This is a genomic window from Pseudomonas sp. MM227 (assembly GCF_947090715.1).
Taxonomy (GTDB): domain Bacteria; phylum Pseudomonadota; class Gammaproteobacteria; order Pseudomonadales; family Pseudomonadaceae; genus Aquipseudomonas; species Aquipseudomonas baltica.
The window spans coordinates 426,633-449,086 of the sequence record NZ_OX352319.1 but is presented as its reverse complement, the minus strand read 5'-3'; the positions used below and the strand labels follow the sequence as shown (position 1 = coordinate 449,086).

Below are 22,454 nucleotides of genomic sequence, written 5' to 3'. Positions count from 1 at the left end.
AAACCCTGCGGGAGCGGGCTCTGCCCGCGAAGGCCGCGCTACCACCTCTGAGTCAATAACCCGCGGCGTTCAGGTCGGGGGTAAAGGTGAAGTTCGCCAGGCGCGACACGCCGGTCTCGATCTGCCCGTCGGGCATCAGGCGCAGCCAGCGGTAGCCCGGCGCACGGTCGTCCAGTGCGAAATCCTCGCTGCCTGGCAGAAACTGAATGCCCGTGGACGGCGACGCCAGCAGGCGCAAGCCATGGGCGTGCCGGTCGATCTCCTGATGCACATGCCCCCAGAGCACACCACGCGCCTGCGGAAAACGCCCGAGCAGCTCTAACAGGGCCCCGGCGTTGCGCAGCCCGATGGGCTCTATCCATTGGCTGCCGATCGCAACCGGATGGTGATGCAGGCACACCAGATGATGCTTGTGCGGTGCTTCAGCGAGCGCCCGCTCGAGCAACTGCAACTGATCGTCGGCCAGATGGCCGGCTGCCGAACCGGCGATGGCCGAATCGAGCAGCGTCACCCGCCAGGCACCCACATCCGCCACAGGCTCCAGCCACTGGGTGCCTTCTGCGGCTTGCCGCATGAGCGCCGGCTCGTCGTGGTTGCCGGGCAGCCAGCGCGTGGGTGCGCAAATGACTTGGGTGGCCTGCGCGAACGCCTGGTAAGACGCCAGCGTGCCGTCTTGGGACAGGTCACCGGTGGCGACCAGCAGGTCGATGCGCGGCTGCTCCTCGAGCACCTGCGCGACCACCTGCGCCAGGCTCCGTCGCGTGTTCAAGCCGAACATGGCACCGTCGGCTGCGGCCACCAGGTGGCTGTCGGAAAGCTGCACGAGCACTACCGGTGCATCGACAGCAGGATCAGATAGGCTCGACAAGACCGTCTCCAGGCAAAAGGGCGAACCGGCAAATTATGCGCAGCCTGGATGACAAGGGCAATGCGACCTGCGGCGCTCGTGCAGGCCGATGTTCAGCGTACCGCTTCGTACTCGTGGCCACAGGCCAGGCAATGACTCAGCCACTCACCCAGGAACAGATTGAGCTGGGCCTTTTCGTCAGGCTGGTGCATGGCCGCGTTGGGGTAGGGATAGACGCTGCGGAAACGCCGGGCGTGCTCGGCGCTGACGACTTCGGCCATGCGCGCGTCGTGGTACACCTGCACCTCCATCTGCGGCACCGGAAGCCATGGCAGGCTGTGCTCCTGGCGTACGCGCAGGGTAGTGGTGTACGGACAGGCAAGCAGCACTTCCAGCGTCAGCACACCGAGCATCTGGTCGGCCTGGGTCATGGCGATGCGGCGTGACAACTGCTGGCTGCGCATGTCCGGCAGCAGGCGCATGAGCCGCGCATAATTGGCTTCGCAGGCGGCCTGCAGGCCGACCAGATCGACGCGGTAGCGCTCGCGCAACGGGCTCACGACCACAGCCCCCTGACTTCGTCGCGGTTCAGGGCCAGCCATTGGATGGCGATGATCGCTGCCGCGTTGATGATTCGACCATCGCGCACGGCCTGCAGGGCATCGTCGAATGCCCAGACCTTGACGCGAATGTCCTCGCCCTCTTCTTCCAGGCCATGCAGGCCACCAGCGCCCTCGCTGCTGCAGCGGCCCAGGTAGAGGTGCACGTACTCGTCGCTGCCGCCGGGTGACGGGAAGTACTTGTTGATCGGCCACAACGCTTCGATCTGCAGGCCCGCTTCCTCGTCGGCCTCGCGGTGCGCGACTTCCTCGGGCCGCTCGTCCTTGTCGATCAGCCCGGCGACCATTTCGATCAGCCAGGGGTTGTCGACCTTGCCCACCGCGCCGACCCGGAACTGCTCGATGAGCACCAGTTCGTCGCGAGCGGCGTCGTAGGGCAACACACACACGGCATCGTGGCGCACGAACAATTCGCGGCTGATCTGCTTGCTCATGCCACCGTTGAACAGCTCGTGGCGCAGGAACAGCTTGTCCAGTTTGTAGAAGCCCTGGAAGCAGAGCTCGCGCTTGTCGATTTCGACCGCCGAAGGCATTGATCGTGATGAATCTGGCATGGAAAAACCTCTTACTCGTGCATGCAGCATGGGGCCATCCTAACCGCGATGGGCCCGTATTGCAGCCCCTTTGAGGTGAAGCCGCGCGCCTCGGGATAGGCGGTTGGGCGAGCAGGCATTAAGATTGCGCAGCTGGCGAACCGACGGTTCGACCGACAGTCCAACCACGATAATTCCATTACCCGCCAAGGACCCTCATGTCGTTTCTCAAGTTCGCCTCCGTGGCCTGCGTCGCCCTGACCCTGGGCGCCTGCTCCAGCCTCTTCCAGCCCAACTACCGGGCGCCGCTGGACACCAAGCGCGAGGCTTTCGAGCACCTCAAGCCTGGCTGCGACAATCAGGATTGCCCGCTGGTGAACATCGACGTGGTGCACTTTCCCGACGAGCCGGGCCTGGATGCAGCCATCGACAAACGCTTGCGCGAGATGACCGTCAATACCCCGGACGCCCGCGTGCCCGCGACCCTGAAGGCTTACGAAGAGCAGTTCATGCGCGAGGCCCAGCCACGTTACAGCAGCTACCTGCAAGCCAAGGTACGCGAACAGCATGACGGCATTGTTGTGGTCGAGCTGTCCAGCTACGCCATGACCGGCGGCGCCCATGGCATGCCCGGGCGCGGCTTCATCAACTGGTCGCGCCGCGAACACCGCGAGCTGACCCTGCAGGACATGCTGGTCCCAGGCCAGGAGCGTGCGTTCTGGCAGGCCGCCGAAGAAGCCCACCGCGGCTGGCTGGTCGCCAGCAAACTGGACAAGGACGCCGAGTTCATTCGCCAGTGGCCCTTCCAGCAAACGCCGAACATTGCCCTGACCTATGGGGGCGTGGTGCTCAAGTACAATGTGTACAGCATCGCCCCCTACGCCATGGGCCACCCGGAAGTGAAGATCGCCTACCCGCGCCTCAATGGCGTGATCAAGCCCGAGCTGTTCCCGGGTCGCGGTTGAGCACTCGCTCGATCAGGTAGTACAGCAACCCGGCCACCAGCAGCGCTGGCAGGGTTGCGCCGATCTGCGGGTACAGATTGGCCAGCACGTGGTACAGGCATACGCCGCCAAGCCAGGCCAGCAGCGCACTCCAGTGCACGGCGCGCGGTTCGACCTGCGCCGAACGCCTGCGCAGCACGAAGTGGTCCATCAGCACCACGCCGAACAGCGGCGCGAATACCGAGCCAATCAGCAGCAGGAAGTTCTGGTACTGCGCCAGCGGTGCCAGGCAGGCGATCAGCGTGCAGATGATGCCGATGGCCAGGGCCAGGTGTTCGACCTTGAGCCCTGACAGCAAGCTGGTCGATACCGCCGCCGAATGGATATCGGCGAAGGCGTTCTCCGACTCGTCCAGCAGGATCAACAACAGCGGTATGCCCAGGCCGGCCCCGGCCAACGCCAGCAGTAGCGCATTGACTTCGCCACTGGGCGCGAACGCCAGGGTGTAGGCGACGCCCAGGCTCATCAACCAGAAGTTGCCTATGAAAAACCCGACGGCCGTGCCGCCGAACACGCTTTTGGCGCGCTTGCCGAATCGTGAATAGTCGGCAATCAGCGGCAGCCACGACAAGGGCATGGCGATGGCGATGTCGAAGCCCGTGGCCAGGTCCATGGAACCGTCGCCAGCGGTGTTCCACAGGGTCGTCAGGTCGGCCTTGGCGAACAGGTTCCAGGTCAGCCACAGGCACGCTGCCAACAGCAGCCATATGCCCCATTTGCGCAGCACCTTGCGCACGAAGGTCAGCGGCCCGGTGACCGCCAGCAATGTCGCCAGGCCGCCGAAAAACACGGTCCAAAGCCAGGGGTTGCTGCCCAGGCTGCCCTCACCGAACGCGCGCGTGCCCAGCAGGCTGGCGGCATCGCGCATGACGATGATCTCGAACGATCCCCAGCCGATCAGTTGCAACAGGTTGAGCAAGGCCGGAACGCTGCCGGCGCCACGGCCCAGGGTCAGGCGCAGGGCCGCCATGGCAGACAGGCCGGTGTCGCTGCCGATGACGCCGACCGAGGCGAGCAGCAAAACACCCACCAGGGTGCCCAGGAAGATCGCCGCCAGTGCGCCGGCCAGGCCCAGGCCAGGCGCCAGCAGGGCGCCGGTCTGCAGCACCATGAGGCCCACGCCCAGGGAAAACCACAGGGAGAACAGATCGCGCCCGCCCAGCACGCGCTGGGCGGCGGACACCGCAGTATCGGGAGAATAGGAGGTTTTCAATGGCTGGGCTCGAGGGGAAATGGGTCGAAGGTTGTTGGAGCATTGGCGGTGCCGGTTCGCGGCCGCTGACCGCTCCTACGGAGGAATCGTAGGAGCGGTCAGCGGCCGCGAAAGCCGCACCAGCGAAGATACTGACTAGACCTTTTGGTACAGCTGGCTGCCTTCCTGCTTGAAGCGCTGCGCCTGTTCGCGCATGCCCTCCTCCACGCTGAGGTCAACGGCTTCGATCTTCTGGTTGGCCGCGTACTCGCGCACTTCCTGGGTGATTTTCATCGAGCAAAACTTCGGCCCGCACATCGAGCAGAAATGCGCGACCTTGGCCGAATCCTTGGGCAGGGTTTCGTCGTGGTAGGCGCGCGCGGTGTCCGGGTCCAGCCCCAGGTTGAACTGGTCTTCCCAGCGAAACTCGAAGCGCGCCTTGCTCAAGGCGTTGTCGCGGATCTGCGCGCCCGGATGTCCCTTGGCCAGGTCGGCAGCGTGGGCGGCGATCTTGTAGGTGATGATGCCGGTCTTCACGTCATCCTTGTTCGGCAACCCGAGGTGCTCTTTAGGCGTCACGTAGCAGAGCATGGCGCAGCCGAACCAGCCGATCATCGCGGCACCGATGCCCGAGGTGATGTGGTCGTAGCCCGGCGCAATGTCGGTGGTCAGTGGGCCCAGGGTGTAGAACGGCGCTTCGTCGCAGCACTCCAGCTGCTTGTCCATGTTCTCCTTGATCAGTTGCATCGGCACATGCCCCGGACCTTCGATCATGCACTGAACGTCATGCTTCCAGGCGATCTTGGTCAGCTCACCGAGGGTTTCCAGTTCGCCGAACTGGGCTTCGTCGTTGGCGTCGGCGATCGACCCCGGACGCAGGCCGTCGCCCAGGGAAAAGCTGACATCGTAGGCCTTCATGATCTCGCAGATGTCATCGAAGTGCGTGTAGAGGAAGTTTTCCTTGTGATGCGCCAGGCACCACTTGGCCATGATCGACCCGCCGCGACTGACGATGCCGGTGACCCGCTTGGCGGTCAGCGGCACATAGCGCAACAGCACGCCGGCATGGATGGTGAAGTAGTCGACGCCCTGCTCAGCCTGCTCGATCAAGGTGTCGCGGAACAGCTCCCAGGTCAGGTCCTCAGCCGCGCCGCCGACCTTTTCCAGGGCCTGATAGATGGGTACGGTGCCGATCGGCACGGGCGAATTGCGGATGATCCACTCGCGGGTCTCGTGTATGTGCTTGCCGGTGGACAGGTCCATCACCGTGTCCGAGCCCCAGCGAATGCCCCAGGTGAGCTTGGCCACTTCTTCCTCGATGGAGGAACCCAGCGCGCTGTTGCCGATGTTGCCGTTGATCTTCACGAGGAAGTTGCGGCCGATGATCATCGGCTCGAGTTCGGTGTGGTTGATATTGGCCGGGATGATGGCGCGGCCGCAGGCGATCTCGTCGCGGACGAATTCGGCGGTGATCTCCTGGGGAATACTGGCGCCGAAGCTGTGGCCCTTGTGCTGGTCCTTTAGCAGGCCGGCAGCGCGCGCCTCGGCCAGCTTCATGTTCTCGCGGATGGCGACGTATTCCATTTCGGCGGTAATGATGCCCTGGCGGGCATAGTACATCTGGCTGACGTTGGCGCCGACCTTGGCGCGGCGCGGGTTGCGCACATGGGCGAAGCGCAGTTTGGTCAGTTCCTCGTCGCTCAGGCGTTGCTGGCCGAAGCTCGAGCTCAGGCCGGCCAGGCGCTCGGTGTCGCCGCGGTCGTCAATCCATGCCGAGCGCACGTCGGCCAGGCCCTTGCGCACGTCGATGACGACGCTGGGGTCGGTGTAGGGACCAGACGTGTCGTAGACGGTCACCGGCGGGTTGATTTCACCTGCGCCGTTGCCGGTCGAGAAGTCGGTGGGCGTGACATCCAGGCTGATCTCGCGCATCGGCACGCGGATGTCCGCACGCGAGCCCTGGACGTAGATCTTGCGCGAACGGGTGAAGGGCTGCACGGAGCCGGAATCGACCTGGGCCGATTCGCTCAAATGCACGGTGTTTTTTGCTTTTGTATTCATCACAGGCTCTCCAGACGGCATCCATCACGGGAATGTCGGAGCGAACCTGAAAGGCACGGATGCACCCTGTGAACGGATGCTGTGCTTGTACGCGAGGTGCTGTGCAGAAAATGCGCGAGACCCCGGACGAAGCACAAGAGGACTCGCCGAAAGGACGAGAAATCTTGTTCCCTACGCAGGCGTTAACCTGATCAGGTTCAACGGGATCCGGATTATCCGATCTCAGCCTCATAGCAAGGCACCCCGACAAGAACGTGCACAGCATAGACGGCCCGCACACGGAACGCCAACTCCGCCTGCAGGTCTTGATATTGGCCGTTGCGCCGGATTGTTGTGCGGCGCGTCGCGCTCTACACTCGCCCTGCCCCACGCCTATTTTCACAGCTGATGCCCAGACCCAGCTTTCAGACCAAGGATTGCCCCATGCTGCGCAGTAGATTTCCCTCGGCAACGGCCCTCGCCCTGGCCGTGTCCGGTGCCATTCCAGGCATGGCCCTGGCGCAGCAGGCACCGCTGGCGAGCATGACCGACCTGGTCAGCGTCTATCAGGAAGCGGTGCTGAACAACGCCGACCTGGCGGCGTCGCGGGCCGACTACGCCGCGCAAAGCGAAATCGTGCCGCAGGCACGGGCCGGTTTGCTGCCCAACCTGTCGGCGGGCTATGACATCAACGATACCCGCACGGCGCTGGACCAGCCGTCGGCGGTGTACAACCGCAGCGGCAATTCCTACCGGGCGCAGTTGAGCCAGCCGCTGTTCCGCGCCGACCGCTGGTTCCAGCTCAAGGCCGCCAAGGCGGTCGACGAGCAGGCGGCCGTGCAGCTGTCGGCCACCGAGCAGAACCTGATTCTGCAGAGTGCCCAGGCCTATTTCTCGGTGCTGCGCGCGCAGGACAATCTGGCCACCGCGCGTGCCGAAGAGAATGCTTTCCGGCGCCAGCTCGATCAGTCGCAGGAGCGTTTCAACGTCGGTCTGTCCGACAAGACCGACACCCTGCAATCCCAGGCCAGCTACGACACCGCCCGGGCCAATCGAATCATCGCCCAACGTCAGGTCGACGACGCCTTCCAGGCCCTGATCACGCTGACCAACCGCGAATACAATTCGATCCAGGGCATCGTTCACACCTTGCCGGTGCTGGCGCCGATGCCCAACGACGCGAGTGCGTGGGTCGACACCGCTTCCCGGCAGAACCTCGATCTGCTGGCCAGCAACTACGCCGTGGAAGCTGCCGAGCAGACCTTGCGCCAGCGCAAGGCCGGGCATGCGCCCACGGTGGATGCGGTGGCGCAATACCAGAAGGGTGACAACGACAATCTGGGTTTCAGCAATCCTTCCAATCTGCCGGGCGTGAGCTATGGCAGCGACGTGTCGCAGCGCAGCATTGGGGTGCAGTTGAACATTCCGATCTACAGCGGCGGTTTGACCAGTTCGCAGGTCCGTGAGGCCTATGCGCGGCTCACCCAAAGTGAGCAGCAGCGTGAAAGCCTGCGCCGACAGGTGGTGGAGAACACCCGCAACCTGCACCGTGCGGTGAACACCGATGTCGAGCAGGTGCAGGCGCGCAAGCAGTCGATCATCTCCAACCAGAGCTCGGTGCTGGCCACGGAAATCGGCTATCAGGTGGGAACGCGCAACATCGTCGACGTGCTCGATGCGCAGCGCCAGCTGTACAGCTCGGTGCGCGACTACAACAACACCCGCTATGACTACATTCTCGACAACCTGCGGCTCAAGCAGGCGGCGGGCATTCTGAGCCCCGGCGACCTGCAGGACCTGACACGATTCCTCAAGGCCGACTACAACCCGGACCGGGATTTCCTCCCGCCAGACCTGGCCAAAGCGGCCGAAGCGCTGCTCAAGCCGCCAGCGAAACAATGACCTGACGCAACCTGTAGCAGCGGCGCGAGCCGCGTCCGGCGACGATGCGGGGTGTCAGGTGGATCGCGTCGTTGGAGACGCGGCTCGCGCCGCTGCTACACGGGGCGCGAACCTTCCTTACTGGCTTGCGCAACCCTGTAGCAGCGGCGCGAGCCGCGTCCGGCCTTGATGCAGTGGGTCAGGTGTACCGCGCAGTGGGTGACGCGGCTTGCGCCGCTGCTACAGGGGAAATTATTCGGGAGCGGAAAAAAGAAAACCCCGCCGAAGCGGGGTTTTGCAGACTGTTTCCCATGACATCCATTTCCGTCCGCCGTCCTGGCAGAAATCCTACGTGTCCCTGTTATATCTAGGCGCATCCTGCGCAACGTCCTTGGAGTGAAGATTAACTGTGGATCCAATCCGTGGATATAGCTCAAAGACACCACGTGATGTAAGCCAAAGCTTACATCGTCAGAATTGCTCCTCACCCAACAGAAACAGTGACGCGCTGCCGGCATCGACGGCAGCCGCCAGCGAGTGGATCCGCGGCAACAACCGGGCGAAATAAAAGCGCGCCGTGCCCAGTTTGCTGGCATAAAACGCCTCGTCCTGCCTGCCCAGCGCGGCCGCCGCCATTCTCGTCCACATGTAGGCGTAGGCGGTGTAACCAAAGGCCTGCAGGTACTCGACCGATGCGGCGCCGATCTCGCGCGGATCGTTCGCGGCGCGGTCCAGAACCCCGGCAGTCAAGGCGTCGAGGCGGTCCAGCGCGTCAATCAGCGGCTGGGCGAACTCGTGCAACGCGGCATCGGCCTGGGCGGCGTAGGCACGCACTTCGTCGGAAAACAGCTGATAGAACGCACCACCGTTGCCCACCACCTTGCGGCCCATCAGGTCCAGTGCCTGGATGCCGTTGGTGCCCTCGTAGATCTGGGTAATGCGCACATCGCGGACCAACTGCTCCTGGCCCCATTCGCGGATATAGCCGTGGCCACCGAATACCTGCTGGCCATGCACCGTGGTTTCCAGGCCCAGGTCGGTCAGGAAGGCCTTGGCCACCGGAGTCAGCAAAGCCACCATGTCTTCGGCGCGCTTGCGCGTGGCCGGCTCTTCGCTGTACTTGGCGGTGTCCAACTGCAGCGCCACGTAGGTGGAGAACGCCCGCCCGCCTTCGTTGCAGGCTTTCATGGTCAGCAGCATGCGCCGCACGTCCGGGTGGACGATAATCGGGTCGGCCATCTTGTCGGCCTGCATGGCCCCAGTGGGCGAACGGCTCTGCAGCCGGTCACGGGCGTACTCCACAGCGTTCTGATAGGAGCGCTCGGCCGACGCCAGGCCCTGAATGCCTACGCCCAGACGCTCGTAGTTCATCATGGTGAACATGGCCGCCAGGCCCTTGTTGGCCTCGCCGACCAGGTAACCGGTGGCGCCATCGAAGTTCATCACGCAAGTGGCCGACGCCTGGATGCCCATCTTGTGTTCGATGGAACCGCAGGACACGGCGTTGCGCGCGCCCAGGTTACCGTCGGCATCGACCATGAACTTGGGCACCAGCAGTAGCGAGATGCCCTTGGGGCCGGGCGGTGCGTCGGGGAGCTTGGCCAACACCAGATGAATGATGTTCTCGGTCAGGTCGTGTTCGCCGCCGGTGATGAAGATCTTCGTCCCGCTGACCTTGTAGCTGCCGTCTGCCTGCGGTTCGGCACGTGTGCGGATCAGGCCCAGATCGGTACCCGCATGGGCTTCGGTCAGGCACATGGAGCCGGCCCAGGTCCCGGCATACATCTTGGGCAGGTAGGTGCGTTTCAGCTCTTCACTGGCATGGGCGTTGATGGACAGGCAGGCACCGGCAGTCAGCATCGGGTACAGGCCGAACGCCAGGCTGGCCGAGTTGACCATTTCCTCGACCTGCGCCGAAATCACCTTGGGCATGCCCATGCCACCGTGGGCAGGTTCGCCACCCACGCCGACCCAGCCACCCTCGGCGTAGGTCCGATAGGCCTGGATGAACCCAGCCGGAGTGGTCACCGCGGTATCGCGCCAGTGGCAGCCCTCTTCATCGGCCGCCCGGCTCAAGGGCGCGATGGCCTGGGCGGTGACCTTGCCGGCCTCCTCGAGAATGGCCTCCATGGTGTCGACATCGACGCTGTCGGCCAGGCCCGGCAGCTGCGCCCAGTGGCTGGCAACGTCGAATACTTCGTTCAGGACAAAGCGCATATCGCGCAGGGGAGCTTTGTAATCCGCCATGGCTGACTCGCAGAAATTCGAGGGCTGAGGTTCGAAAGCCGGGTGGCGCGCTCGGCAAGACGCGCGCCGCCCGGCTGGTTGGCGTACCTGTCAGTAGGACAGGCCGAAGTGCGCTTCGTCCATGTCCATCAGGTTGGCCGCACCCGAGAGCATGGCGGCAACGTGAGTGCGGGTGCGCGGCAGGATGCGCTGGAAGTAGAAGCGCGCCGTTTGCAGCTTGGCCGTGTAGAACGCGGCATCGCCCGTGCCTTCAGCCAGCTTCTGCGCTGCCACACGAGCCATGTCGGCCCAGAAATAGGCCAGGCAGGCGTAACCCGAATACATCACGTAATCAACCGAGGCTGCGCCGACTTCTTCGCGATCCTTCATGGCGGCCATGCCAACCTTCATGGTCAGCTCGCCCCACTCCTTGTTCAACTGCGCCAAGGGTGTAACGAACTCGGCAACGGCCTCGTTGCCTTCGTTGGCCTGGCAGAACTTGTGCACGATCCGGGTAAAGCCCTTGAGGGCCTCGCCCTGGGTCATGAGCACCTTGCGCCCCAGCAGGTCGAGTGCCTGGATGCCGGTGGTGCCTTCGTACAGCATGGAAATACGGCTGTCGCGCACGTTCTGCTCCATGCCCCACTCGGCAATGAAGCCGTGCCCGCCGTAGATCTGCACGCCGTGGTTGGCGGCCTCGAAACCGACTTCGGTCATGAACGCCTTGGCGATCGGCGTCATGAACGCCAGCAGAGCATCGGCGCGCTTGCGCTCTTCCTCGTCCTGGCTGAACTTGAGCACGTCCACCAGCTTGGCGGTGAAATAGACCATGGCCCGCGTGCCTTCGGCGAAGGCCTTGATGGTCAACAGCATGCGCCGTACGTCCGGGTGCACGATGATCGGGTCGGCAGCCTTGTCGGGCGCCTTGGGGCCGGTCAGCGAGCGCATCTGCAGGCGATCGCGGGCATAGCGCAGGCCACCCTGGAACGCGACTTCGGCATGGGCCAGACCCTGCAGGGCAGTGCCCAGGCGTGCCGTGTTCATGAAGGTGAACATGCAGTTCAGGCCCTTGTTGGCGGGGCCGATCAGGTAGCCGGTGGCGCTGTCGAAGTTCATCACGCAGGTGGCGTTGCCGTGGATGCCCATCTTGTGTTCCAGCGAGCCACAGCTCACCGCATTGCGCGCGCCGATCGCGCCATCGCTGTCAGGCAGGAACTTGGGCACGATGAACAGCGAGATGCCCTTGGTGCCAGCCGGTGCATCGGGCAGGCGTGCCAGCACGATGTGCACGATGTTGTCGGCCATGTCGTGTTCGCCGGCGGAAATGAAGATCTTCGTGCCGCTGATTGCATAGCTGCCGTCGGCCTGGGGCTCGGCCTTGGTGCGCAGCATGCCCAGGTCGGTGCCGCAGTGTGGTTCGGTCAGGCACATGGTGCCGGTCCACTCGCCGGACACCAGCTTGGTCAGGTAAGCCTCTTGCTGCTCGGGCGTGCCGTGGGCGGAAATGGTGTTCATGGCGCCATGGGACAGGCCGGGGTACATGCCCCACGACCAGTTGGCGCTGCCGATCATCTCGCTCACCGCCAGACCGAGGGATTCGGGCAGGCCCTGGCCACCGTGTTCGACGTCGTGGGCCAGGCTTGGCCAGCCGCCTTCGACGAACTGTTTGTAGGCCTGCTTGAAGCCGGTCGGCGTCTTCACGCCGTCTTCGCTCCAGGTGCAGCCTTCGATGTCGCCCACACGGTTCAGCGGAGCCAGTACCTGTTCGCAGAACTTGGCGCCTTCTTCGAGGATGGCATCGACCATGTCCGGGGTCGCATCCTGGCAGCCGGGCAGGCTTTGATAGTGCGCTTCGTAGCCGAGCAACTCGTCGCGGACGAAGCGAATATCACGCAAGGGGGCCTTGTACTCAGGCATAGCGATAAACCTCTGCTGATGAATTCCGATGGGTTCGACCTGCGACAGGTTGTCGCTATCAAACGGCTGTTTGAAACATACGTTTACGCCTGCGCAAAGTCAATACCCGCCCGGCGGCCGTCACGGTGCCGTGGCGGCTGCGGGCTGGTTCGCTGAAAGGCGGGATCGACAGGGTTCGGCGGGTATGGCGCGGGTTAGAGCGGAGTACCGAGTAGAACGTTGGCAGGATCGAGCCACACATTGACCGAGTCGCCCTCACGGATCGAGCAGTGCTCGGAAAGTGCGCACAGGGTCTGCCCATTCGCCAGGCCGATACGCATTTCGCAAGGCCCTCGAGCGTCCTTCAGGACCTGCTCCAACACACCCTGCAGGCAGCTGTGACCAGGCATGGCGGGAGCATCCAGTGGCAACACGCACAACCAACCCGCCTTGATCAAGGCCACCACACCAGCGCCGGGCACCAGCGTCAGGGTTTGCGTGCTGTCATGGGTGATCTGCGCGCGCAGGCTCAACCCCGCGCCCAGGTCCAAAGTGATTTCGTCGTTGCGCCCTTGAGCGTCGATGGCAGTCACGCGGCCGTGCAGTTGATTGCGGGCACTGGTACGCAGCATGAGTCGGCCCAGCAGGTCGAGGTCGCCGACGTCCTCGGCGGCTTCGAGCACCTGCGCCTGCAAGGCCTGGAGCTTCTGGTAGAGGCGCAGCATGCGCTGCCCTTCCGCGGACAAGCACGCGCCACCACCGCCCTTGCCGCCCACGACCCGTTCGACCAGCGGCGTTTGGGCCAGGTTGTTGAGTTCGTCGATGGCGTCCCAGGCGCCCTTGTAGCTCAGGCCAGCCGCCTTGGCGGCACGGGTGATCGAACCCTGCTCGGCGATATGACGCAGCAGTTCGATGCGTTGCGGACGACGTGCGATGTACTGGGCCAGCAAAGGAGGCAAGGTCATGGCCCAAGGCTACTCGGGCTTGGCCGTGCGCGCCAGACAGTAGACGTCGACCCGCGCGGCGCCGCCCTCGCGAAGCAGCGTGGCCAGGGCCTGCGCGGTGGCGCCGGTGGTCATCACATCGTCGACCAAGGCGACGTGCACTCCATCGAGCACCGCACCGGGCATCAAGGCAAAGGCTCGTTCCAGGTTGTGCAGGCGCGCCTTGGCCCCCAGTTCCTGCTGCGCCCGGGTCTCGCGCGGTCGTTGCACCAGGCTCGAATCGCAGTCGATGTGCAGTGCCTCGGACAACCACCGAGCGAGCATTTCAGCCTGGTTGAAACCGCGTCTGCGCAGGCGTTTGCGCCCCATGGGCACCGGGATCAGCAACTGCGGGCGTGGCAACCCTTCGTTGAAACGATGATCGAGCCAGTGACTGGTCAACTCGGCCAGCAAACGTCCATAGAGCCACTGGCTGTTGTGCTTGAAGCGGGTGATCAGGCTGTCGACGGGAAAACCATAGTGCCAGGGGGTTTCCACCTTGCCGAATGCGGGTGGCCGGCGCCGACAGGGCGCGCAGGTGAACCCACTCATCGCCAAGGGCAATGCGCACACCGTGCACTGCTCCTCCAGCCAGGGAAGGTCGCATTCGCAGGCCTCGCACAGGGCATAGGGATTGCCCGACACTTCGTCGCACAGCAGGCAAATCTGATCAGTTTCTAGCCACTTGTAGACCTTGGTAGCCGCAGAAGGTTGACAGTGCATGGAGCTTCCTTAATCATGCCCGCATTCGACTCAATAGCCTCGTTGCGCCCATGGACATTCCAGCGTCCGTGCGCGCGCCCAAGCATAAACAAGGAATCGCCGATGAGCGCCAGTACAACTGCAACCGTTCGTCACGACTGGACCCTGGCCGAGGTCAAGGCGCTGTTCGTGCAGCCGTTCAACGACCTGCTGTTCCAGGCGCAAAGCGTGCACCGGGCGCATTTCGACCCCAATCGGGTCCAGGTCTCGACCCTGCTGTCGATCAAGACCGGCGCCTGTCCCGAGGACTGCAAGTACTGCCCGCAATCGGGGCACTACAACACCGGGCTGGAAAAAGAAAAGCTGATGGAAGTGCAGAAGGTGCTCGAGGAAGCCGCCCGCGCCAAGGCGATCGGTTCGACGCGATTCTGCATGGGCGCGGCCTGGAAACACCCCTCGGCCAAGGACATGCCGTACGTGTTGCAAATGGTTGCCGGGGTCAAGGCGCTGGGCCTGGAAACCTGCATGACCCTGGGGCGCCTGGACGAAGACCAGACCAAGGCGCTGGCCCAGGCCGGCCTCGACTACTACAACCACAACCTGGACACCTCGCCGGAGTTCTACGCCAGCATCATCACCACCCGCACCTACAGCGAACGCCTGCAGACCCTGGCCCACGTGCGCGACGCCGGCATGAAGATCTGCTCCGGCGGCATCCTGGGCATGGGCGAGTCGCTGGACGACCGCGCCGGGCTGCTGATCCAGTTGGCCAACCTGCCCGAGCGCCCCGAGTCGGTGCCGATCAACATGCTGGTGAAAGTGGCCGGTACGCCGCTGGAAAACGCCGAGGATATCGACCCGTTCGATTTCATCCGCATGCTCGCCGTGGCGCGCATTCTCATGCCGCAGTCCCATGTGCGCCTTTCCGCCGGGCGCGAAGCGATGAACGAACAAATGCAGGCACTGGCTTTCCTGGCCGGGGCCAACTCGATCTTCTATGGCGACAAGCTGTTGACCACGGCCAACCCGCAGGCAGACAAGGACATGCAGTTGTTCGCCCGCCTGGGGATCGCTCCCGAAGCTCGTGAAGAACACGCCGACGAGGTCCATCAAGCGGCCATCGAACAGGCCCTGGTCGAGCAGAAGAGCAGCGACCTGTTCTACGACGCCGCGTCCGCCTGACCCTGCGCCGGCCCCAGCGGCCGGCGTTCACCCCCCTGCCATTCGAGGCCTGCATGCCCTTCGACCTCAGCGCGCGCCTGGCCGAGCGCCGCGCCGCCGACCTCTATCGTCAGCGTCCATTGCTGCAAAGCCCGCAGGGGCCATGCGTGGTGGTCGATGGCCAACCGCTGCTGGCTTTCTGCAGCAACGACTACCTGGGCCTGGCCAACCACCCCGAAGTGATCAAGGCCTGGCGCGAGGGCGCCGAGCGCTGGGGCGTGGGCGGTGGAGCATCGCATCTGGTGGTCGGTCACAGCAGCCCTCACCACGCGCTGGAAGAGGCCTTGGCCGAATTCACCGGGCGTCCGCGGGCGTTGCTGTTTTCCACCGGCTACATGGCTAACCTGGGGGCGGTCACCGCCCTGGTGGGGCAAGGCGATACCGTGCTGCAGGACCGTCTCAACCACGCCTCGCTGCTGGATGCCGGGCTGCTCAGCGGCGCGCGCTTCAGCCGTTACCTGCACAACGATGCCGCCAGCCTGGAAACGCGCCTCGACAAAGCCACCGGCAATACGCTGGTGGTGACCGATGGCGTCTTCAGCATGGACGGTGACCTTGCCGAGCTGCCGCAACTGGCCGCTTCGGCCCGCGCCAAGGGTGCCTGGCTGATGGTCGACGACGCCCACGGGTTCGGTGCCCTGGGCGCCACCGGTGGCGGTATCGTCGAACACTTCGGGTTGGGGTTGGACGATGTGCAGGTGCTGGTCGGGACCTTGGGCAAGGGCTTCGGCACTGCGGGCGCCTTCGTAGCCGGCAGCGAGGAACTGATCGAGACGCTGGTGCAGTTCGCCCGGCCCTACATCTACACCACCAGCCAGCCACCGGCGCTGGCCTGCGCCACGTTGCGCAGCCTGCAGCTGCTGCGCAGCGAGCACTGGCGGCGCGAGCACCTGGCGACCCTGATCGCGCAGTTCAGACAGGGCGCTGCCCGGTTGGGCCTGACCTTGATGGACAGCTTCACGCCCATTCAACCCATTCTCATCGGCGACGCCGGGCGAGCCCTGCATTTGTCGCGTCTGCTGCGCGAGCGCGGAGTGCTGGTGACGGCCATTCGCCCGCCAACGGTGCCTGTCGGCAGTGCGCGATTGCGGGTCACGCTTTCGGCCGCTCACAGCAGTGTCCAGGTGCAGCGACTGCTCGATGCGCTGGCTGAGTGCTACCCGCTGCTGGGAGCTGAACATGCTTGATCGCTTGATCCTGCTACCTGGCTGGGGCCTGGGCAACGGTGCTTTGGATCCCCTGGTCGCCGCCTTGCGAGGGCTCGCTGAACCCGTGCAGGCGCGGATCGAAGCCTTGCCCGAGCCCGGTTCCATCCAGCTTTCCGACTGGCTCGACGCGCTCGACGAACGCCTGCCGGACGGTGTCTGGCTGGGCGGCTGGTCGCTGGGAGGCATGCTTGCTGCCGAACTGGCGGCGCGCCGTGGCGAGCGCTGTCGTGGCTTGCTGACGCTGGCCAGCAACCCCTGTTTCGTGGCCCGGGCCGACTGGCCGGATGCAATGCCCGCTAAGACGTTCGAAGCGTTTCTGGCCGCTTGCGAGGCGGATCCGAAAAACCTGCTGAAGCGCTTCGCGTCGCTCTGTGCGCAAGGCGCTGCTGATCCGCGCGGGCTTTCTCGGCGACTGGCGGTTGCTGAGCCGACTTCGACACAGACGTTGGTGGAGGGCCTGCATGTGCTGGCGGAGCTGGATACCCGGGCCGCGTTGCAGGCGTTTGCCGGGCCGCAACTGCACCTGTTTGCCGGGAACGATTCGCTGGTGCCTGTTGGTGCAGTAAGCGCGTTGCGGGAGCTGCTGCCAGAGGCGGAGATCGGCCTGGTCGAGCAGACCAGCCATGCGTTCATGCTGGAGGACTCGCAAAGGGTCGCCGGTGCAATTCAGGCCTTCCTGCGTGAGCGAGGTTTCGATGAATAACGGCAAGGGTTTTGCGTTTGGCGCACGTTTGGCGGTGGTAGATGACGCAGCTTGCGCCGCTGCTACAGGGGCCGAGGCGGGGTCTGCGTTGCCGGACAAGCGGCGGGTGGCGGCTTCCTTTTCCAAGGCGGCGGCGAGTTACGACAGCGTCGCGCAGTTGCAACGCGACGTGGGCCATGCGCTGCTCGCACGCCTGCCGACCGATCTGCAGCCATCGCGCTGGCTGGACCTGGGCAGCGGTACGGGCTATTTCAGCCGCGCCCTGGCCCAGAGTTTTCCGGAAGTCGGCGGCGTGGCGCTGGACATTGCCGAAGGCATGCTGACCCACGCCCGCGCCCAGGGCGGCACCTCTTGGCATGTGGCCGGAGATGCCGAGCAACTGCCGTTGCGCAATGGCAGCTGTGGCCTGATCTATTCCAGCCTGGCGGTGCAATGGTGCAGCGACTTCGCCGCGGTGCTTGCCGAGGCCCACCGAACACTGCAGCCCGGTGGCGTGCTGGCATTCGCCAGCCTGTGCGCGGGCACGCTGCACGAGCTGCGCCAGAGCTGGCGCGCAGTGGATGGCCGGGTGCACGTCAACCGCTTCCGTGAGTTCGCCGACTACCAGCGCCTGTGCGCCAACAGCGGTCTGCAGGTACTGAGCCTGGATAACGTGCCCCATGTGCTGCACTACGCGAACGTGCGCGGCCTGACCCATGAACTCAAGGCGCTGGGCGCGCACAATCTCAACCCCGGCCGACCCGACGGCCTGACTGGCCGCACGCGCATGCTTGGCCTGCTGCACGCCTATGAAACCTTTCGCACACCGCTGGGGCTGCCCGCCACCTACCAGGTGGTCTACGCTGTGTTGCGCAAACCTGTCGAGCAAGGACAATCCCGATGAGCGCCTATTTCATCGCCGGTACCGACACGGACATCGGCAAGACCACGATCGCGGCCGGCCTGTTGCACGCCGCTATGCTCAGGGGCCTCAGCACGCTGGGTGCCAAGCCCGTTGCCTCGGGCTGCGATGTCACACCCAAGGGCCTGCGCAACAGTGATGCGCTGGCCTTGATGGCGCAGAGTTCTATCAGCCTGGAATATGCGCAGGTCAATCCAGTGGCCTTCGAACCGGCGATCGCTCCACACATCGCCGCTCGCGAGGCTGGCGTGGCGCTGACGGTTGGATCGTTGCTGGCGCCCATGCGCCACGTGCTGGCCCAGCAGGCAGACTTCACCCTGATCGAAGGCGCCGGCGGCTGGCGCGTGCCGCTGTCCGATCAGGCCAACCTCTCGGACCTCGCCATGGCCCTGAAACTGCCGGTGATTCTGGTGGTGGGCGTGCGCCTGGGTGCCATCAGCCATGCGCTGCTCAGTGCGGAAGCGATCGCCCGCGACGGCCTGCAGCTGGCCGGCTGGGTGGCCAACATCATCGAACCGAAAACCTCACGCCTGGAAGATAACCTCGCCACCCTGGCCGAACGCCTGCCAGCGCCCTGCCTGGGTCGCGTGCCCTACCTGAAGGACGCCAGTGCCCAAAGCGTTGCCGAGCATCTGCATCTGGAGCTTATTGGGTAGGACGATTCAAACGTGCAATGCGGGTGCGCCGTATTGGCTCAACAATGCGTCGGCCGTCAGTAACTGCATGCTCTCGAGGGTAGCCTGGGCGAATAGCAGGCGATCGAACGGATCGCGATGAATGGGCGGCAGTTTTTCCACGGCCATGCCATGGGCTGCAGTGATGGGTAGCTCGCTGTAGCCATTGAGCAATAGCTGCCGGCGCAGACGCGCCGTATCGATGACCGTGGCGCTGCGGCTCAGACCGTTCTTGATGGCCACTTCCCACAGGCTCGCTGCGCTGAAGTACACCTCGTGATCCATATTGCCGATCAACGATCGAGCACTTGCTGAAAGCATCGGGCTGTCCTTGGCAACCCAGATCAGGATATGCGTGTCGAGCAGTAACTTCACACCTTGCCCTCGAAGAGATTGGCGACCTCAATGTCCAGCTCATCAAAGTCTTCGGGTACCTCCAGGTCAAGCATGAAACCGATACGCTTTGCTTCACCCGCTAGTGGCGTGTCATAAGCCACCAGCCGGGCAACCGGCTTGCCGGCTTTGGCAATGACGACCACTTCACCGGCCGCAGCTTGATCCAGTAGCCGGGACAGATTGCTTTTGGCATCGTGAACATTGTGAATGGCCATCGGTGGAGACTCCTTTGTACAGGTGACTACAGTGTATCTTAGCCCATCTGGTTAGCTAATTCTCTTGTGCGCATTCATGCTGGCTTTGCACCGTGGTTCCCCCCGTATTGCTGTATTCGGAAACATTTCTGCACGCACGCATCGGCACACCCCCTGCCTGCAACCTGTTCGTCATAATCCCTCCTTAAGGTACTCGCTGACCTGAAGGGAGATGATCATGAGCCTATTAGAAGAACATCAAGCCACCGACCTGGAAAAGATCACCGGCCTGAGCCGTCGTCGCTTCATCGGTGCTGGCGCATTGTGCGGTGCCGCAATGTTCATGGGCGGTAACCTGCTGACCCGCACGGCCGTGGCCAGCGCCGTGAGCGCCGGTAACAGCGGTCTGCTCGGTTTCACCGGCATTGCGGCTGCCACCAGCGACACCATCAGCCTGCCGCCAGGCTATCGGGCCAGCGTGCTGATCAGCTGGGGGCAACCCCTGCAAGCCGGCGGCCCTGCGTTCGACCCCAGTGGCAACGGCAGCGCCGAAGCCCAGGAAGTGCAGTTCGGCGACAACAACGATGGCATGAGTCTGTTCCCCTTCCCCAACGACGCCAATCGCGCGTTGATGGCCATCAACAACGAATACACCAACTACCGTTATCTCTACGCCCATGGCGGTAGCCCGCAGTCGGCCGACGAGGTGCGCAAGGCCCTGGCCTGCGAAGGCCTGTCGGTGATCGAGATCCAGCGCAAGGCCGGCCACTGGCACTTCGTCCAGGGTTCGCAGTACAACCGACGTGTTCACGGCAACACGCCGATCCGTGTCAGCGGCCCGGCGGCCGGTGATGCCCTGCTCAAAACTGCGGCCGACAGCACCGGGCAACTGGTGCATGGCACGTTCCAGAACTGTGCCAATGGCAAGACGCCCTGGGGCACCTACCTCACGTGCGAAGAAAACTTTACCGACTGCTTCGGCAGCTCCGACGCAACGCTGGCGTTCACCCCGGCGCAGAAACGCTACGGCGTGGTCGCGGCCAGCAAGGAAATCAATTGGCACCCCCACGATCCGCGCTTCGACATGGCGCGCAACCCCAACGAACTCAACCGTCATGGCTGGGTCGTGGAAGTGGACCCGTTCGACCCCACCGCCATGCCGGTCAAGCGCACCGCACTGGGTCGCTTCAAGCATGAGAACGCAGCCCTGGCCGAAACCCGCGACGGGCATGCCGTGGTGTACATGGGCGACGACGAGCGCGGCGAATTCATCTACAAATTCATCAGCCGCGATCGCATCGACCACCACAACCCCAAGGCCAATCGTGACCTGCTCGACCACGGCACACTGTACGTTGCGCGTTTCGACGACGGCGACGGCAACCCTGACCACCCCAAGGGCCGTGGCCAGTGGCTGGAGCTGACCCATGGCAAGCACGGCCTGGATGCCAGCAAGGGTTTTGCCAGCCAGGCCGAGGTACTGATCCACGCGCGACTGGCTGCCACCGTCATGCAGGCCACGCGCATGGACCGTCCCGAGTGGATCGTGGTCAGCCCGAAAGATGGCCAGGTCTATTGCACCCTGACCAACAACGTCAAACGCGGTGACGACGGCCAACCGGTCGGCGGCCCCAACCCGCGCGCGAAGAACGTCTACGGTCAGATCCTGCGCTGGCGCGAAAGCGGCGACGAGCACGGCGCCATGGAATTCGAGTGGGACCTGTTCCTGGTGGCCGGCAACCCCAGCGTGCACCCTGGCCAGGCCAAGGGCGGCTCGTCCAACATCAATCCGCAGAACATGTTCAACAGCCCCGATGGCCTGGCGTTCGACGATGCCGGTCGACTGTGGGTACAGACCGATGGCGATACCACCAACGTGGGCGACTTCGCCGGCATGGGCAACAACCAGATGCTCTGCGCCGACCCTGCCAGCGGCGAGATCCGCCGGTTCATGGTCGGCCCGGTCGGTTGCGAAGTCACCGGCGTCAGCTTCGCTGCCGATCAACGCACCCTGTTCATCGGCATCCAGCATCCGGGCGAAAACGGCGGTTCGACCTTCCCCGAACACCTGCCCAACGGCAAGCCACGCTCGTCGGTGATTGCCATCAGCCGCGAGGATGGCGGGGTGATCGGCGCGTAACCCGGCCACCGCTGTTGCCGCGTCTGCGCTACCATGGCGAGCCGGACGCGGCAGCCTGCCGCGCGCAGGAGTTCGCATGGCCCACCCTTTTGAAACACTCACCCCAGACCTGGTGCTCGACGCCGTGGAAAGCATCGGCTTTCTGAGCGATGCACGAGTGCTGGCACTCAACAGCTACGAGAACCGCGTCTATCAGGTGGGCATCGAAGATGGCCAACCGCTGATTGCCAAGTTCTATCGTCCCGACCGCTGGACCAACGCTGCCATTCTGGAAGAACACGCGTTCACGGCCGAGCTGGCCGATTGCGAAGTGCCCGTGGTAGCACCGATGGTGCACGAGGGCGAAACGCTGTTCGAACACGCCGGGTTCCGTTTCACCCTGTTTCCGCGTCGCGGCGGCCGGGCACCCGAGCCCGGCAATCTCGATCAGCTCTATCGCCTGGGCCAGTTGTTGGGCCGCCTGCATGCCGTGGGCGCTACACGCCCGTTCGAGCACCGAGAGGCGTTGGCGGTGCAGAACTTCGGCCACGCTTCGCTGCAGACCCTGCTCGAAGGCAACCATGTACCGCGCAGCCTGCTGCCCGCCTACGAGTCGGTCGCCCGAGACCTGCTCAAGCGCGTGGAAGAGGTGTACAAGGCCACACCGCACCAGAACATCCGCATGCACGGCGACTGCCACCCGGGCAACATGATGTGCCGCGACGAAGTGTTTCATATCGTCGACCTCGACGATTGCCGCATGGGCCCGGCGGTTCAGGATCTGTGGATGATGCTCGCCGGCGACCGCCAGGAATGCCTCGGCCAGTTGTCCGAGCTGATGGACGGCTACCGCGAATTCCACGACTTCGATCCGCGCGAGCTGGCGCTGATCGAACCCCTGCGGGCGCTGCGCCTGATGCACTACAGCGCCTGGCTGGCACGGCGCTGGGAAGACCCGGCCTTTCCGCGCAGCTTCCCCTGGTTCGGCACCGAGCGGTATTGGGGCGACCAGGTGCTGGCGCTGCGCGAGCAGCTGGCCGCACTCAATGAAGAGCCGCTGAAGCTGTTCTAGCCTGACGCTGTGCCTGAAAGCAGTGCTCGCCTTTTTGTTTCC

General features: G+C 64.2%; 20 protein-coding genes and 1 riboswitch. Of the genes, 9 read left to right on the top strand and 11 right to left on the bottom strand.

Annotated elements, in window-relative coordinates:
- Window positions 1–52: 52 nt before the first annotated feature.
- From cpdA to ONG87_RS02000, 3 genes are all read right to left on the bottom strand, one after another.
- A complete protein-coding gene (gene cpdA / locus ONG87_RS02010; protein WP_264382110.1) occupies window positions 53–868 on the bottom strand; it encodes a 3',5'-cyclic-AMP phosphodiesterase in 816 nt (271 codons plus the stop codon).
- A 92-nt stretch (window positions 869–960) separates the two neighbouring features.
- Entirely contained in the window at window positions 961–1,413 is a 453-nt protein-coding gene (locus ONG87_RS02005) for a DUF1249 domain-containing protein (protein WP_122480402.1), read from the bottom strand.
- Window positions 1,404–2,021, bottom strand: a complete 618-nt coding sequence (locus ONG87_RS02000; protein ID WP_264382109.1) for an NUDIX domain-containing protein — start codon at window positions 2,019–2,021, stop codon at window positions 1,404–1,406. Before ONG87_RS02000 ends, ONG87_RS02005 begins: the two co-directional genes overlap by 10 nt.
- A gap of 197 nt (window positions 2,022–2,218) precedes the next feature.
- On the opposite strand from ONG87_RS02000, the gene ONG87_RS01995 reads away from it, so the two are divergent.
- On the top strand, window positions 2,219–2,965 hold the full coding sequence (locus tag ONG87_RS01995) for an RsiV family protein (RefSeq protein WP_185794968.1): 747 nt from the start codon (window positions 2,219–2,221) through the stop codon (window positions 2,963–2,965).
- Here the strand turns inward: ONG87_RS01995 and cytX are convergent.
- Both cytX and thiC read right to left on the bottom strand, forming a co-directional pair.
- Window positions 2,934–4,238, bottom strand: a complete 1,305-nt coding sequence (cytX, locus tag ONG87_RS01990) for a putative hydroxymethylpyrimidine transporter CytX (RefSeq protein ID WP_264382815.1) — start codon at window positions 4,236–4,238, stop codon at window positions 2,934–2,936. The two genes, ONG87_RS01995 and cytX, sit on opposite strands and share 32 nt — an antisense overlap.
- Window positions 4,239–4,352: 114 nt before the next feature.
- The gene (gene thiC, locus ONG87_RS01985) at window positions 4,353–6,257 is read right to left on the bottom strand and encodes a phosphomethylpyrimidine synthase ThiC (protein ID WP_264382108.1); all 1,905 of its coding nucleotides are present in this window, start codon (window positions 6,255–6,257) and stop codon (window positions 4,353–4,355) included.
- A 151-nt stretch (window positions 6,258–6,408) separates the two neighbouring features.
- Window positions 6,409–6,513: riboswitch (TPP riboswitch) on the bottom strand.
- Window positions 6,514–6,680: 167 nt separating this feature from the next.
- Between thiC and ONG87_RS01980 the strand changes: the two genes are divergently transcribed.
- On the top strand, window positions 6,681–8,138 hold the full coding sequence (locus tag ONG87_RS01980; RefSeq protein ID WP_301335542.1) for a TolC family outer membrane protein: 1,458 nt from the start codon (window positions 6,681–6,683) through the stop codon (window positions 8,136–8,138).
- A 450-nt stretch (window positions 8,139–8,588) separates the two neighbouring features.
- On the opposite strand, the gene ONG87_RS01975 is transcribed toward ONG87_RS01980, so the two are convergent.
- The 4 genes from ONG87_RS01975 to ONG87_RS01960 all read right to left on the bottom strand — a co-directional run bounded on the left by ONG87_RS01975 (window position 8,589) and on the right by ONG87_RS01960 (window position 13,945).
- Complete coding sequence (locus ONG87_RS01975; protein WP_264382107.1) at window positions 8,589–10,364, bottom strand: acyl-CoA dehydrogenase C-terminal domain-containing protein; 1,776 nt, start codon at window positions 10,362–10,364, stop codon at window positions 8,589–8,591.
- A 90-nt stretch (window positions 10,365–10,454) separates the two neighbouring features.
- Window positions 10,455–12,260: a phenylacyl-CoA dehydrogenase gene (locus ONG87_RS01970; protein ID WP_122480409.1), complete on the bottom strand. Its 1,806-nt coding sequence runs from the start codon at window positions 12,258–12,260 to the stop codon at window positions 10,455–10,457.
- Window positions 12,261–12,454: 194 nt separating this feature from the next.
- Window positions 12,455–13,204, bottom strand: a complete 750-nt coding sequence (locus tag ONG87_RS01965) for a TOBE domain-containing protein (RefSeq protein ID WP_192059029.1) — start codon at window positions 13,202–13,204, stop codon at window positions 12,455–12,457.
- A gap of 9 nt (window positions 13,205–13,213) precedes the next feature.
- Entirely contained in the window at window positions 13,214–13,945 is a 732-nt protein-coding gene (locus tag ONG87_RS01960; RefSeq protein WP_264382106.1) for a ComF family protein, read from the bottom strand.
- A 102-nt stretch (window positions 13,946–14,047) separates the two neighbouring features.
- Between ONG87_RS01960 and bioB the strand changes: the two genes are divergently transcribed.
- From bioB to bioD, 5 genes are read left to right on the top strand one after another with little or no spacing between them, the layout of a single operon-like run.
- Window positions 14,048–15,106, top strand: coding sequence for a biotin synthase BioB (bioB, locus tag ONG87_RS01955; RefSeq protein WP_264382105.1), 1,059 nt, complete (start codon window positions 14,048–14,050; stop codon window positions 15,104–15,106).
- Window positions 15,107–15,159: 53 nt separating this feature from the next.
- The gene (gene bioF / locus ONG87_RS01950) at window positions 15,160–16,332 is read left to right on the top strand and encodes an 8-amino-7-oxononanoate synthase (protein WP_264382104.1); all 1,173 of its coding nucleotides are present in this window, start codon (window positions 15,160–15,162) and stop codon (window positions 16,330–16,332) included.
- On the top strand, window positions 16,325–17,056 hold the full coding sequence (locus ONG87_RS01945; protein WP_192055795.1) for an alpha/beta fold hydrolase: 732 nt from the start codon (window positions 16,325–16,327) through the stop codon (window positions 17,054–17,056). Before bioF ends, ONG87_RS01945 begins: the two co-directional genes overlap by 8 nt.
- Window positions 17,049–17,939, top strand: coding sequence for a malonyl-ACP O-methyltransferase BioC (gene bioC, locus ONG87_RS01940; protein WP_264382103.1), 891 nt, complete (start codon window positions 17,049–17,051; stop codon window positions 17,937–17,939). The genes ONG87_RS01945 and bioC overlap by 8 nt, the downstream gene beginning before the upstream one ends.
- Window positions 17,936–18,613, top strand: a complete 678-nt coding sequence (gene bioD, locus ONG87_RS01935) for a dethiobiotin synthase (protein WP_185794958.1) — start codon at window positions 17,936–17,938, stop codon at window positions 18,611–18,613. The genes bioC and bioD overlap by 4 nt, the downstream gene beginning before the upstream one ends.
- A 6-nt stretch (window positions 18,614–18,619) precedes the next feature.
- Here the strand turns inward: bioD and ONG87_RS01930 are convergent, their stop codons facing one another.
- Window positions 18,620–19,006, bottom strand: coding sequence for a type II toxin-antitoxin system VapC family toxin (locus ONG87_RS01930; protein ID WP_122480417.1), 387 nt, complete (start codon window positions 19,004–19,006; stop codon window positions 18,620–18,622).
- Entirely contained in the window at window positions 19,003–19,242 is a 240-nt protein-coding gene (locus ONG87_RS01925; RefSeq protein WP_122480418.1) for a type II toxin-antitoxin system Phd/YefM family antitoxin, read from the bottom strand. Before ONG87_RS01925 ends, ONG87_RS01930 begins: the two co-directional genes overlap by 4 nt.
- Window positions 19,243–19,459: 217 nt before the next feature.
- On the opposite strand from ONG87_RS01925, the gene ONG87_RS01920 reads away from it, so the two are divergent.
- Together ONG87_RS01920 and ONG87_RS01915 are read left to right on the top strand one after the other, a co-directional pair.
- On the top strand, window positions 19,460–21,361 hold the full coding sequence (locus ONG87_RS01920) for a PhoX family phosphatase (protein ID WP_264382102.1): 1,902 nt from the start codon (window positions 19,460–19,462) through the stop codon (window positions 21,359–21,361).
- Between the two features lie 76 nt (window positions 21,362–21,437).
- A complete protein-coding gene (locus tag ONG87_RS01915; RefSeq protein ID WP_264382101.1) occupies window positions 21,438–22,412 on the top strand; it encodes a serine/threonine protein kinase in 975 nt (324 codons plus the stop codon).
- Window positions 22,413–22,454 lie beyond the last annotated feature (42 nt).